This window comes from Oceanicella sp. SM1341 (assembly GCF_003448965.1).
Taxonomy (GTDB): Bacteria; Pseudomonadota; Alphaproteobacteria; order Rhodobacterales; family Rhodobacteraceae; genus Paroceanicella.
On sequence record NZ_QRGC01000030.1, the window covers coordinates 54,577 to 67,792 of the forward strand.

The 13,216-nt window shown below is 60.7% G+C and carries 12 protein-coding genes and 1 pseudogene; 6 read left to right on the forward strand and 7 right to left on the reverse strand.

Features of this window, described 5'->3' with window-relative positions; genetic code table 11:
- The first annotated feature begins 14 nt into the window (after nucleotides 1-14).
- Nucleotides 15-1,148 carry an SAVED domain-containing protein gene (locus tag D3P35_RS21310; RefSeq protein WP_118137672.1) on the forward strand — a complete coding sequence of 378 codons (1,134 nt, stop codon included), beginning with the start codon at nucleotides 15-17 and terminating at the stop codon, nucleotides 1,146-1,148.
- A gap of 111 nt (nucleotides 1,149-1,259) precedes the next feature.
- On the opposite strand, the gene D3P35_RS21315 is transcribed toward D3P35_RS21310, so the two are convergent.
- From D3P35_RS21315 to D3P35_RS21325, 3 genes and pseudogenes are all read right to left on the reverse strand, one after another.
- Nucleotides 1,260-1,865 (reverse strand): hypothetical protein, encoded by a 606-nt coding sequence (locus tag D3P35_RS21315; protein ID WP_157982253.1) that lies wholly within the window; start codon nucleotides 1,863-1,865, stop codon nucleotides 1,260-1,262.
- Nucleotides 1,855-2,286 (reverse strand): aminotransferase class I/II-fold pyridoxal phosphate-dependent enzyme, encoded by a 432-nt coding sequence (locus D3P35_RS21320; protein WP_198670732.1) that lies wholly within the window; start codon nucleotides 2,284-2,286, stop codon nucleotides 1,855-1,857. Before D3P35_RS21320 ends, D3P35_RS21315 begins: the two co-directional genes overlap by 11 nt.
- Before the next feature lie 11 nt (nucleotides 2,287-2,297).
- Nucleotides 2,298-2,550, reverse strand: a pseudogene (locus D3P35_RS21325) (biotin synthase); the annotation flags it as partial.
- 211 nt (nucleotides 2,551-2,761) lie between these two features.
- Between D3P35_RS21325 and D3P35_RS27030 the strand changes: the two are divergent.
- The gene (locus D3P35_RS27030; protein ID WP_370032161.1) at nucleotides 2,762-3,001 is read left to right on the forward strand and encodes a DUF1524 domain-containing protein; all 240 of its coding nucleotides are present in this window, start codon (nucleotides 2,762-2,764) and stop codon (nucleotides 2,999-3,001) included.
- Nucleotides 3,002-3,237: 236 nt separating this feature from the next.
- Here D3P35_RS27030 and D3P35_RS21340 read toward each other — a convergent pair whose 3' ends face one another.
- Complete coding sequence (locus D3P35_RS21340; RefSeq protein WP_118137678.1) at nucleotides 3,238-3,429, reverse strand: SOS response-associated peptidase family protein; 192 nt, start codon at nucleotides 3,427-3,429, stop codon at nucleotides 3,238-3,240.
- 96 nt (nucleotides 3,430-3,525) lie between these two features.
- On the opposite strand from D3P35_RS21340, the gene D3P35_RS21345 reads away from it, so the two are divergent.
- From D3P35_RS21345 to D3P35_RS21355, 3 genes are all read left to right on the forward strand, one after another.
- The gene (locus D3P35_RS21345) at nucleotides 3,526-4,101 is read left to right on the forward strand and encodes a hypothetical protein (RefSeq protein ID WP_157982254.1); all 576 of its coding nucleotides are present in this window, start codon (nucleotides 3,526-3,528) and stop codon (nucleotides 4,099-4,101) included.
- An 88-nt stretch (nucleotides 4,102-4,189) separates the two neighbouring features.
- On the forward strand, nucleotides 4,190-4,852 hold the full coding sequence (locus tag D3P35_RS21350) for a hypothetical protein (protein ID WP_198670734.1): 663 nt from the start codon (nucleotides 4,190-4,192) through the stop codon (nucleotides 4,850-4,852).
- Between the two features lie 12 nt (nucleotides 4,853-4,864).
- Nucleotides 4,865-5,884, forward strand: a complete 1,020-nt coding sequence (locus D3P35_RS21355; RefSeq protein ID WP_118137684.1) for a hypothetical protein — start codon at nucleotides 4,865-4,867, stop codon at nucleotides 5,882-5,884.
- A 169-nt stretch (nucleotides 5,885-6,053) separates the two neighbouring features.
- On the opposite strand, the gene D3P35_RS21360 is transcribed toward D3P35_RS21355, so the two are convergent.
- Nucleotides 6,054-6,497, reverse strand: coding sequence for an ATP-binding protein (locus D3P35_RS21360; protein ID WP_370032171.1), 444 nt, complete (start codon nucleotides 6,495-6,497; stop codon nucleotides 6,054-6,056).
- On the opposite strand from D3P35_RS21360, the gene D3P35_RS26585 reads away from it, so the two are divergent.
- The gene (locus tag D3P35_RS26585) at nucleotides 6,378-6,875 is read left to right on the forward strand and encodes a hypothetical protein (RefSeq protein WP_198670742.1); all 498 of its coding nucleotides are present in this window, start codon (nucleotides 6,378-6,380) and stop codon (nucleotides 6,873-6,875) included. The genes D3P35_RS21360 and D3P35_RS26585 overlap by 120 nt on opposite strands.
- 9 nt (nucleotides 6,876-6,884) lie before the next feature.
- Here D3P35_RS26585 and D3P35_RS21370 read toward each other — a convergent pair whose 3' ends face one another.
- Entirely contained in the window at nucleotides 6,885-8,924 is a 2,040-nt protein-coding gene (locus D3P35_RS21370; protein WP_118137688.1) for an ATP-binding protein, read from the reverse strand.
- Between the two features lie 259 nt (nucleotides 8,925-9,183).
- Nucleotides 9,184-13,173 carry a hypothetical protein gene (locus D3P35_RS21375; RefSeq protein ID WP_118137720.1) on the reverse strand — a complete coding sequence of 1,330 codons (3,990 nt, stop codon included), beginning with the start codon at nucleotides 13,171-13,173 and terminating at the stop codon, nucleotides 9,184-9,186.
- Nucleotides 13,174-13,216: the final 43 nt, after the last annotated feature.

A 13,216-nucleotide genomic window follows, 5' to 3' on the forward strand; every position in this document is an offset into this window, starting at 1 on the left:
ATCGGAACTTCACCATGGCAAAATCACAAATCCCAAACAAGATTCAGGTTGCCCTTTGGGCGAAGACCGCCGGGCGCTGCGAGTACCGCGGCTGCAACGAGGATCTCATCGGCGACCTCATCGCAGGCCGAGAGGATGGGAAGTTCGGTTTTATTGCCCACATCGTCGCCGACAGCGCCGACGGTCCACGCGGCGATGTGATTCGCTCGCCGTTGCTCGCAAAGGACCTAAGCAATCTCATGCTGCTTTGTGCGAAGCACCATAAGGGCGTGGACGTCGATTATTTCGCGGATCATCCGGAGGATGTCCTTCTTGAGATGAAGGCTGAGCATGAGGATCGGATCGCCATCGTGACGGGCATGGCGCAGGAGCGGGCTGCTCACGTGCTCCGGTTCGCCGCAGACATCGGACAGAGGGACGCCCTCGTTTCGACCCGGTCGATTTTCATGGCGATGCCGCCGGACAGGCATCCTGCAGAGGGGAGAACGATCGACATCGAGTTGGTCGGATCTGACTATGCCGATCATGAGGCGAATTACTGGACCATCCAGCAGGACAACCTGCGGCGCGTTTTCGCGCGCAAGGTGAAAGAGCGGATTGAGCAGAAGGAAATAAAGCAGCTCAGCGTCTTTGCTCTCGCGCCGCAGCCGCTTCTGATCGAGCTTGGACATCTGTTGGGTGACATCGTCCCGGTCACGGTCCACCAGAGATATCGCGAGCCGGCGACGTGGCGTTGGCAGGCTGAGCAGCCAGCTATCACGTTTCAGGTCGGTGAGTATTCCGGCCCACCAGACGCCTCGGTCGCGCTGAAGCTGGCACTCAGTGCAACCGTCACGGACGACCGGATTCGAGCAGTGCTCGGAGACGATGCCGCAATCTGGTCGTTGACCGCGGAAAATCCGCACAACGACATTATGCGGCGGCCCGAAGACTTGGTTGAATTCAAGCGCCATCTCCGACGGCTGCTGGACCGAATCAAGGCCGTCCACGGCGAGAAGGCCGCGATCAACGTCTTTCCGGCAGTGCCGAATTCGGCCGCGGTCGAGGTGGGACGAGTGCTGATGCCGAAGGCTGACCTGCCGCTGCGCATCTATGATCAGAATCGTTCGGTCGGCGGCTTCATCCCGACCTTGACGATTGCCTCGTGAGACTGTCGCACGATCAGGGGCTTTCGCGTTCCCCGATGCTGGCAAGCTTGCCCACGGACCGGTCAGCCGCTGGGTAGATGGACGCGGACATACGAAGACGGATGGGGACGGCTAGTCTTTGAGGGACGGTTTTCTGACACGCGAATATCCACGTGCGGTCTTCTCGCTGCGACGAAAATAATTGATCGGCTCACGGAAGAGCGATGAGAGTTCGCGGACATAATATTCGATATCGCGATGCTTCATGCGTCGTTCGTCTTGTTTGAACATCAGGTGGTAGAACGTCAGCCAGAACGCGGCCGAATCGTCGAAGTTGATCTTGTTCTCCGGCCCAATCAGGGAGTAGCAGCCGGTGTCCTTGATGAGTGCGGCAGCAAGTGTATCATTCGCCATCTGACAGGCCGACACAAACACACGACGACCTTCGAGCACGTCGTGCATCTTTTCGCCGAGTGCCTTGTACGAAATGGAGTCGAAGGTGGTCGCCATGCTCCGCATGTTGGCGTGGCAGGAGATATGCAGGTAGCGATAATCGCTTTCATCGAAGAGATCGATGATCTCGTCGAGTTCCCGCTCAGTTCTGATGTAGTAGTATTTTGTATCAACCTTGCCGGACAGTTTCAGCATACGAGCGAGAATTTCGCCTTCCTGCCAGCCATTGGCCTCATCTTCCAGCTTCAGCGATTCAATAATAAAGACCTCCGGCTTAGTAACCAACCCAGCGCCCTCCCATAAGATTGAGATGCCAGAATAAGATGGATTCAGTGCATACCCTAGCGCTTAGGGTTAGCGCGTCGAGCACGATCAGGCCTCCTTTCTGAGGCAGCGCCGTCAGCACGGCGAAATTGGCGATATAGCCGCCGCCGAAGAACAGCGCGCGCTCGGAGCCGAAGAAGCCGGCGGCCTTGGCCTCCAGCGCTTCGTGCTCCGGGTCGTTGCCGCGCAGCAGGCGCGAGCCCGTGGCGCCGACGGGCGCACCATTGGCAAGGGCCTCCGCGACGGCATCGCGCATGCACTCGCTATTGGCGAGCGCGAGATAGTCGTTGGAAGCGAAATCGAGACCGACGCGGCGGCTCAGGGAGCGCAAACGGCTTTTGCGGGCGAGCCCGCGCAGGCTTGCTTTATAGCGGTCGAGCAAAGCTTGTCCGCTCACTGTGCATCACGCTGCATCGGCTGGATGCCGAGGCGGCGGAACAGGGTGCTGTCCTTGTCCTCGTCGGGGTTTTCGGCAGTCAGGAGCGTATCGCCCGACAAAGATCGAGTTGGCGCCGGCGAAGAAGCACAGCGCCTGCATCTCGTCGCTCATGGCGGTGCGACCGGCTGAGAGGTGCACATGCGACTTCGGCATCATGATCCGGGCGATCGCCATGGTGCGCACGAACTCGATCGGCCCAATCGGTTCCCCAAGGCTGGGCCCAGGGCACGCATCTTGCCTCCAGCTCGCAGATAATCTTGCCGGTGATTTCGTTATAGAGGCTCGTCCGGTCCTGGCCGGTGCGAGCGGTTGCGGTCTTTCTGGACATCGCGGATCTCCGCGACGGGCGCCGGAAGCCTCGTTCCCAGCCCTTAACCCGTCACGGCAAAGCCGGCCCGCACTCTCACTCTAAGGGGCGTTGCGGCGTCTCGCCTATATTCACCACCTTGGAAACCTCACTATGCTTCCCCCAAAAGTGAATTCCACCCTTCAGGATAAGTCGCCAGATGTGAAGGCGGCCACGTATCGGAGCTGCGGCCTTATAGCAACCAGAGAGGTAGGCGAAGCAATCGAGAACGGAACGAAGTGGAACGAGGCGGCAGTTCGCGAACGGGCCTCCCGGATTGAGACCTTTGTCCGGAAAGAATGGGCAGACTAGAAGAGACTCCGAAATACCCGGATCAGGCTGTTCGCAAGCGGTTGTGAACCTGTTTCCTCTTCGGTTGGCAACGGCCCGAGGTCAGCTTCGGTGCCGTTGTCCGACTTGCCATGTCAGAACGTCGGGGCCTTGACAGGAAATTCCCCATACAAGGCTTTCTCCTTTAAATTCGGAATTCCGTACATGCGGATTTAAGTAGGTCAGAAGGCGAGTACCACCTGGGCATCGTGCAGCCGCTACACGCGGAAACTCCCTGCCGGCAGGGGCCGCAGCAGTTCCTCTTCCGGGCGGGTCAGGTCGAGCCAGTCCATGCGCTTTTCACGCCGGGGCACCGCTTTCTGCCGGTCGTGATAAGGTTCGACGTTGTCGTTGGCCGTGGTCGTCAGGATCGCGTAAGACAAGAGCCGTCCGGCTTGGGGCGCTGGAATACAGGGGACATTGGATGGCCGACCTCAATCTTGCGGATCGACTGAAACGGATTGAGCAGCTTGAGAATGAGCTGATCCGAAAAGGTGCGGGTATCGTTGGCGCCGGGGCCGACCTATCGCACGCCGACTTTTTTTGTTTTTGGTGCATTGCGCCGGACGCTGGCCCAGGCGCGCGGTTTCCGCGACCTTATCAACGCGCGCAATTTTCCATGCGCGGCGGCCATCCTGCGTTTGCAGCTTGACACGGCCATGCGTATCAACGCGCTCTCGATCGTCAATGACGCGGATGCGGCGTGTAAATCCGTCCTTGATGGAGAGCAATTCAATCGACTCAAAGACCGGGACGGGAACAAGCTGTCCGATGCGCATATTCGCAAGACGCTCGCGCAGACGCACCCCTGGATCAGTCCGGTCTACGAGCGCGCCTCGGACTTCGTGCACCTGTCGGGCAAGCATTTCGAGGTGTCGATCGCCCGCACGGATGATGACACGCGCATGGCATATTTCCAGATTAGCGGTCATGACCCGCAGCGATCTGAGGAGACTTATTTCGAGGCCGTCGACACTTTCTTCGAAGCGACTAAACTGGCGGGGATGTTGCTTCTCGCCTTCTGGGTGGCGCGCCATCAGCGGGAAACCGTGATGGCCTCGATGCCGAAGGACGGCGCCTAGGTTCGGGGCGCGGCAATGTCTCGGCATTCACACCACGGATAATGCGCGAGGGCGAGATTGCCGTCCCTGCGCCATCAGGGGGCGGATATTGCAAACGAGCGACCAGTTGCCGCGCATCTTCCAGGCCAATCTTGCGCGGCTGTTTGAGCGGGTCATTCAGCCCGCGATGCACGCATTGCCCGTCCACGCGTCGCTCGAATGCGGCGAGGCGGCGACGATGGAGCAATTTCTCGATCGCGCGGCGGCGCAGGTCGACAACTACACCGCCAATGAGGCGGCGAAGGCGTTCACGCTGACGCTCGCTGCGATCTTCGAGCGTCAATTGAGCATCTGGGCGCCTGCCATCTATCGCGACAGGGCGATTGAGATGCCGAAGTCGCGCGGCTTCCAGGACTTCCTGGCGCTCTGCGCCCAGCAGGCCGGAATAGACCTTGAGGGTGAGCTCGGAGCCGACCTCAGCGAGATGTTCATGGTCGCCAATGTCGTTCGCCATGGCGAAGGCTCGTCCTGCGAGAAACTGAAGACGGCCGTGCCTCACCTGTGGGACGAGGCGGCCGACGACTATCACGACCTTCTGGCGGGGCCGCGGATACCAAGCGAGCATCTTAGAATCCGGACCCGCGACCTGGTTCGCTACATCCGCGCGACCTCGCGGTTCTGGGGGTTAGCCGATCCCTTGCCGATGGCGGTCACCGACCCGCCGTATCGGGTCGAGGAAAGCGGAGGTGTTGCAGGTCGAACAAGTGGCTGAAGGCTAGGCGGGATGGGCAAGGATATTGATTTGTTGGCGCAGCTTGCAGCATTCGCCCGCGCGAACGACATCCCGCTGACCGATGCGGGCATTGCTGATCGCTTTGCGGCCGACATGGCCCCGCGTTTACGGGCCGCGATCAAGGATCGAAACCTTGTCTACGGAATGCGAGCGGAGCGCCTTTTCGAGGCAATGGTCGTCAGCCTCGGGAAATTCCGCCTCTTAAAGACCGAGGACAATGGCGTTGTCCATGGCGCCGAGCAATTCCGCGCGCCGGACTTTAGGGTGGTCACGGAAGGCGGCCAACAGTGGCTCATCGAGGTGAAGAATGTCCATCGGGCGGACCCGTTCGATCAGGTCGACGAGCAAGGACCGGCATACATGGCCTCACTGCGTCGCTACAGCGACGCCGTCGGTGTGCCGCTGCTCGTCGCGCATTTCTGGTCGCGATGGGGAATGTGGACGCTCGTCGAGGTCGATCGCTTCCTCACGGAGGAAGGTGGCCTCAAAGTCGAGATGGCCAAAGCATTCGCCTATTCCCGTCTGGGCAATCTCGGCGACGTGGCGATTAATCTTCCTGGGCCCTTGGAATTCATCGCTCGCTTCGAGCCGGCAAGCGGCGAGGCGGAGCGGAGGCCGACGGCCGCGCTCTATCGCGACGGTCAGTTGCTGACCGAGGCGCGCGACCAGAACCTTGCAATGATCCTGCTGCAATTTGGCGAGTGGCCGCTTACCGGTCCCATTGAGATGCCGTCCGACGACGGAGCGAGGCTGGTTCGCTTCACGGCCGAACCCGAGGAGCCGTCAGACCAAGGCTTCGACGGTATCGGTCTCGCGAGCCGCATATTCTCTCGGTTCTACCGCGAAGATACGAGCGCCGGGGATCAGGTGACACAACTGAATGGAGAGGCGCGGCCGGACTGGTTCAGGCCTCTCTCGGAATGGGATTTCAAAACGAGCAAGCTTGGCCTCCGGATTTTCCGCATCCAGGCTCGAATGGACGATTTTGCCCCGGAGGATGAGGATGGGTGACAGAGCTGCGATGACCGAAAACGAGTGGAAGGAGCATAGCCGCAAGGCCGTCACGGCCATGAAGTGCGCATTCCGACGCATCCGGTCGGCTGTTCCGACAACATCCGGTCAGTCATTCCGGGGTATCCGGTCAGCTGAGGATCGTTGCCGCTTAGGCATGGCTTTGATGTCAGGCGCCGTGGCCTTCGTCAACGATTTCGGTGGGGTCGCTCGAGCGGCGCAATGACGGTCCGTCGAGCTCGAGGCGATGGGCATTGTGGACCAGGCGGTCGAGGATGGCATCTGCGAATGTCGGTTCGCCGATCACGTCGTGCCAGGCCGCAACCGGCAGCTGGCTTGTGATCAGGATCGAGCCGCGATCGTGCCGGTCCTCGACGATTTCCATCAAGTCGCGGCGCTGCCCGGCGGTCAGGCGATCCGGGCCCCAGTCGTCGAGGATAAGCAGGTCGGCCTTCACCAAGGACCGGAACAGGCGCGGAAAGCGTCCGTCGCCATGGGCGAGTTCGAGGTCGGCGAAGAGACGCGGCAGGCGCTGATAGATGACCGTGCGGTTGTCACGGCAGGCGCGTTGACCGAGGCCCGGGAGATCCTGTTCTTCCGAGGATATGCGCAGGAGAACTCGCATTTTCATTTCGAGCATTTGCTAAGCGGGTCGACGTCATACGCCACTCAGGCCATGGAAGAGACGCCGATTGGTCTCGACGAGCGGTTCTTCTTCGCGCTGCATCACACGACGGAAAAGGCAGAGATGCTTGACGGCGTCGGCCACCTTCCGCTTCCGCCAGGGTTCAGCGGGTCCATGGTCTGGAATACACGCTATGTCGAATGCCTGCAGGCCGGCAAGCCGTGGACACCGGAAGAGGCACGAGTCACCGGCGTCGTCTGCCGATGGCGCTCGGGCGACACCGGCATCGTCGTCCTGCGGGTAGAATATCTGAGGAGTTGGCTGCTCAATGCCACGAACGAGATCGCCCTGAGAGGCCACATTTAGACCGGTCGACTAACCAGGTTCTTCGGTGTTTCCGGGGGCAGGGTCCGCCGGCTCGCCGTCTTGGCCGTCGCCGGCTTCCTCGACCACGACACCCTCAAGGTATTGGCTGTGCCTTTCCTGGAGATACTTAATCGCGGTGCTCTCATCGGCGGAATGCTGCAGATGCTCCTGAAAAAACTGAAGGCGGGCGCGGTTGTCCTCTATGAGTTCGCCCCACGTCTTGATGCCGACGATATGTCGAGATCCTTTTGCGATTAGACGCCGCTCCCGATCCGGCCCGCTATCGATTTCGTGTTTGGCAAAGTCATCATAGGCGTTGGACACAAGCCAGAAGTGCCAGCGGACTCCCTCGACGGTCGAAAATCGCTCATCCGATGTGACAGCGATCGCATATTGCTTCGCCTGGGTGATTTCCTTGGCGCCGATCTTCACCTTCGGGGCCTTAAGCTCGACGATCATGTGTTCGATGTCGTTGGCTCGGTGTCGGCGGGTGGATCGGGAGAACATAAGATCGATGATGCCGCGCGTCTTGCCGATCACCTTCACGGGCTCGTCAATCGAGATGTCCGGATCGAGGTGATCTCGGTGCTTTTCTAGGACGCGGCGAAGATCCTTGTCGCTGACCCACAGGTTATACTCTTCGCCGAAAATCCAGGTGTTTTCGGCGAGGATCTTGTGGAGCTGGGTTCGCTCCTTGAGCCGGCCCTTGGTTTCGGGATCAAAGACGATCGATTCAAGGGCAGCGATGAATTTCAGCCGGTCGGCAACGGTCTTGGCGGCCGTGATGATTGCAGAAAGCGTTGTCTCCTGCAGAAGCGTGGCAAGCTCCTTCTGCTTGCGGGCTGGCAGGTCCAGAACTTCCTTCAAGATCAGTTGCAACTCCTCCGGTCCGCGCTCAATGGCGTTGCGAAGCATGCGAAGATGCAGCGCTTTTGCCTTTGCCGAGCTGAGCCCGAGGTCCGGCGCCAGCTCCTGAACTTGAACCGCGACGATATCGAAGACCTGACGTTCTACCTTTTCGACGGCGTTTTGCGGATCACCCCGGTATGGATACACATCCTCGGCGATCCATTCGTCGACGAGCGAGCGGGCCTTTTCCGCTGCTTTCTCTCGAAAATAGTCCTTGATCGCGGATCGGGCATGTTCGACCGCAGTGGTCAGAAGCGGATCCATTTCCGAGAGCGCGACCCGCTCCTGGTTGTGAAGCTCCTCGACGTAGCTGGATTTCAGGTACGCCGAAAACGAGAAGCCGGGGATGTGAAAACGGGTCTCGACCTGATCAAACGGAAATCCGTTCGCGGAGCAGAGATAGAGCACGCGGCGCGCATCCGTTCGCCATTCGATGACCTCCAACTCCACGCTATGTTGGCTGCCGTCGGCAGCGACGACCGGTGGAAGAGGAGCTTTGTGATGGCTCGCTATCGCCTTCTCGGGATCGAGCCTTTGGCCGGCGATCGTTACTGACACGCCGCGATAGTTCATGAGGTAGAGAGCGAAAATCTCATTCAGATCCTGAAGACCTTCCTCGCTCTCGAAGGTCCTGAAATCGCGTCGGAGATCGTCGATTTCAACGATCACCCCTGTTCCTCGGTCAGGGGCAGGGATCTCCTCCGTGATTGTGACGTCCGTAAGGTCAGATTCCAGGAGTCTGACCTCAAACGCTTTGCGCCCGTCTGCGCTGTCGTAACACACTTTCCAGGTGGCCGATTGACCGAGGGCGAATGCCTTGTAACGACCGCGACCCTCCTGGCCATGGATCATGCGGTGAGTGCGCTTCGTCTGACGCGTATGGCGCTTCCACGAGCCACCGAGATTGCCAAACAGCGCCCGTGCATCGATGCGGGAGAACCCGTCGCCATTGTCGTAGACGACGATCTTGGACATGCCGCCCGCCAGATCGTTGTGTACGAACTCCACCGAGACGTCGCTGGCCTCTCCGTCGAGACTGTTCCACAGCAGTTCGGCGAGCGCAGGTATTGGCTTGGCCTTTGTTTGGCGCGCCAGAAAGTCATCTCTTACTGCAACGGAGACGTGTTCTTCGCCCGCCATGAGTCCTCCCGCCCGTATGTGGGCCACTTTACTTTTATCTACTTGAGGCGGGCCGATCGATGCAACCGGCGACGCCTTCCACTACCAAGCCTGTTTGCCTTGCGTCCTGGCAAGAGGGGACATCGCTTTCTCCGGGGCGCGCTGGGCTCGTCAACGGTAATTTCGGCGCTTGACCTTGATCGTGTTGAGGTGAAGGTAGGGAATGTAGATATCCCGCGTTCGCAGCCCCTTCGCGCCGACGTATCTTAATAGGCCGCCGTCACGAGGCGGCGATGCGATCACCTAGCCGCTTTCGGACAGCCTCGCGCAGCTGAACTTTGCCAAGGTCGTCCAGAATGGAGGCTGGAAGAGGGGGGCTCCCTGTCAATAATTGACGCCCAGGATGGCCGGGCTCAAGCAGATCAAGAATCCGGTTGGCGGTCGTGCGGTCGCGCCTAGCCATGGCGTTAGCTCCGACGAGCAGCAAAGCGCGCCGCTTGTTGGAGCTGGCGACCCGCTCGAAGAGTTTAAGGGCAGTTTCCGCTGGAGCATGGGCGCCGACGAGATGAGCTGCTGGTGCCGCGAGGATTGCCGGCGACCTCAGTAGAAACGCAGGCGTCAGACGCGCGACAATGCTCGGGTCCACGGATTCGGCATCTGCCAAGGCATCAAGGGCGTCTAGCCGGATCCAACGCGCTTCCGGGATGTTGACGAAGTTTGAGATCTTCTGCTGGATTCCAGCGCTGCAGCAATGTGCTGCGACGATCAGAGCATATTGGCTGAGGGTTCGGTCTACCGTCGTGTTGGCAAGATCGAGAAGCGTATCGCCGACTGCATCGGATAAAGGGCCGTTGGCGGCGAGGGCAGCGACGGCTTCTTGGGCGATATCAAAGCTTTCGGGTTCGTCGTGGTGCGGCTCGGCGCTCGACCAGGTGTCATGGATCAGAGCCAACAGCGTTTTGAGGTGATCCGGGTGCGGCCGTTCTGCAAGCAGAGCGACCAAGGCGCGGCGAACGCGGCTGCCGGGATCGGAGGCCATTGCGAGGATTGCCGGCGGCAAGGGGTCGGGGAGTGTCGGCGCCAGATGAAGTAGCGCCGCACGTCGCGCATCGGCGCGCTGGTGCCGCAGCGCCGTTTGAACGAGAGTGGCGTCGCCAATTGCAATCGCCGCCTCCGTCGCCCTGACGGCATGCTCCGTGCGGCTGGCAATCGTCAGCCATTGGGCGATCGCTGGCGAGGCGTCGCCGTTGCTTTCGATGATGACCGGCACCACGAGATCAAGCGCCTCCGCATCGAGTTGCGATGCCCAGCCCGTCAGGAATGAGAGCGCCGTACCGTTGACCCGGCGAGCTTTCCGCTTCGTGGTGGGAAGGGCGTTGAAAATTTCCTGGAGTTCACTTGGAAGTGCATCGGTGATGCGTCTGAGCTTGGCGTGGCTGCTTTTCCCAAGCCGCCGGCGAGTGCGTTGCATGGCAGTGAGCAGCGTGATTTGTCGATCAGGCTGCTCACCATTCGCCTGGAATGCGGCGACCAGCGCATTTGGTGCGACTTTCAACGATGTGAGCGCAAGCTCGTCGCGCAGATCCACCTCAGAGGGGACAGAGCTGATCCGCGCCGCAAGCACAGGCTCCAGCGCTGGGCGCCAGTGCTCTCGCACTGCCGCCCAGACATTTGGCTCGTCCTCGGTCTCCTTGCCCGCCGCGAGCATAGTCCGCAGCTCATCTTCATCCACCGGCCCGGGGGACATCACGAGCGCCTGCGACCAGGCGCGGACCAACTCCGCGAGCCGCGGATGGCTGACAAGGACCAGCCAGCGACCCTCTGCGCGAAGCTGTCGGACATAGGCGTCGACGAAGACGCCGGATGTGTAACCGTCGCCTTCATGGCTCGATTGGGCGGCCTCTTCAACGGCATGATCCCGTTCGCCATCCTCGATCGCGCGCCACTCCTCCCGGCCGCTCTGGACGTGCTGACGGCGGAGGCTCGCGAGGTCATCCAGCGCAACCTGCACGACGCTCTCAAATCCATCTAGATCGCGCACGGCGCCGGCCGCGACGGCGTCGGCATTGAGCTCGAAGCCGTTGCCGACCATCTGGCGCGCGGCGTCGTGATAGGCGGAGGTCAGGTTGGGTGCGAAGCGATCGAGCCGATTGGCGAATCCAGATCCGTAATTCCCTCGGTCAAAGCCAAGCTGCTCACGGATAAATCGCTCGGCGACTTTGGCTGCGAACGGGCTCGCCGCCACGGTGTCGTACCAGGCATCGTCGAAGATCGGCGGTTGCCAGTTTCGAACGAAGAAGGAAGCTCCCCGCTGCGTGCCTTTCAACAACCACCGGGCGACGCGGCTCGGTATGGACGCATTGCTGCCCACCTCCGACGCCAGCTCCAGCAAGGGCGCGAACTTGGAAGCCGGATCCATGAGGCTTTCGTCTAGCCAGGCATCGATCGCTTCCTGGCTGCCGGAGTCAATGTCGAACGTCTGATCAACGTCCTCTCGGCGAGCGAACGAGCGCGTTACTTCAAAAATTCGGGCGGCGGTTTCCAAGCCCCAATCGCGATGCGCTGACGGCAGCTGAGTGAGCGCGGCGATCAGAGTCTCGATCGCAGCCCCGCTCTGGCCCCAGTTGTCCTTGGCGAAGGCTTCAAAACCTTGTCGGACGCTGGGATGAGCAAAGGCGATGGTGCGGGCCGGCTGACGCAAATGGCGGGCTGCGACCATGCGGTCTATAAGACGGTCTAGGCCGTCGGCGAGTGCGCGATCAAGCCCGCGTAGCGCGCGCTGAAGAGGGTGGAGGCGGCTGCGGTCAAACTGACCGCGTGCCACCAAAAGCGCCCAAACGATGGCTGACGTGCCGCATGTGTCGATCGACGATAGCGCTCTGAGGACAACACCTTCCACCGCATCGCGTTGCGCCAACTCGAGCAGCCGGCGAAAGAAGACATGGTCTTCTTCGCCGACATCGGGGCCGGATTGCATATGCGCAAAGTACAGCTCGATCTCAAGCGGCGTGCCAAGCCTGTCGAGCACCTCATTGCGAAACGCATAGGCCTTGGTCTGCAGGGCGGCCGGTAGCTGGTCCATGCGGTTGTCATGAATGTCGCGGAGTTGACCGTCCCGGTACTGTCCCGCATCCAACTCGACCGACCATGCGTTGAGGCTGTCGCCGACCTTGGCGCTCTGCATCATGTCGCTGCGGGACGTGACGATGAACTGATGATCCGGCGTAGCCTTGGCAAGGAGGCGTGGCAACTGCTCGGTCCAAGCTTCGCTGCCCCCGCGTAGGCTGAGTTGGCCCCATGGATCATCGACATAGAAGAGTGTCGGTCCGTCGTTGACGACCTTGCGCACGCTCGTCGGCGCATCGTCCGCCCCAACAGTGACGACCTCCAGCACACCATTACGCCGTCGCGCGATATCGCATAGCTTGAGCGCTGCCTGCGTCTTGCCTGTGCCCGAGGGTCCCCGAATGACAACTGCGTTCTTGTCGTTCAGGACCTTGAGCATCTCGTCAAAGTTCGCCGGGGGCACGAAATGCTCGAGGCTGGCGGAGCTGGCCAGGAACCCGCCGTGCGCCCGCACCGTTGCGAGAAGGTCGTCGCTCGTCCATAGACCGGGCGTGCTGCCTCGGGTCCGCCGCTTGGCTTCGAGACGGAGCTTTTGGAGGAGATTTAGCTGCTCGACCTTGGGAACGTGCAATAGGTCCGACATGAGCGCTCGGATATCGGATGCGAGCTGTTTCTCGGTGAGCTTGCCCCAGATTGCGACACGGCCTTCGGGCGACGTTTTCAATATGGCATGCAGGCTCGGCGGAAAGCTTGCCTTGTCCGAGACCTCTTCGAAGCCTTCCACCAGCAATCCACGCGCGACGCCTTTTGTGTCGGCAGTGGTGACGAGCAGATAGCGAGTGTTCGGCTCGTCGAGATGATGCAGGGCTTTTCGGCGCCCACCCTTTTTGTCAGAACCGTGCTTGAGCAGGGCGTCGAAATCCTCGATCGACCAGGGCTCGCCGTTGTCCATTTTGACTTGGACGACAAGCTTGTGCCCGCCTGCGATGATCGCACTGGGCCGCAGGCGTCCTGGCACGTAGGGTTCCAGGTCCGCCTCCAAATCCTCCTCGCTCGCCGATTCGAGCACAAGGCGTGTGGCCGCCTTGGAGATGAGGAGAAGTTGCAGGGCTGCGAGGATCGAGACATCGAGCTGATAGTCGAAACCTGCTTGAGCGGCGGCGGCGCCTCGTAGGGGACGCTTTGCGTCCGCGCTATCGGTCAAGGACGGCTCCGACTGGTCCGAGCTCAACCGCTGGCTATCTCCA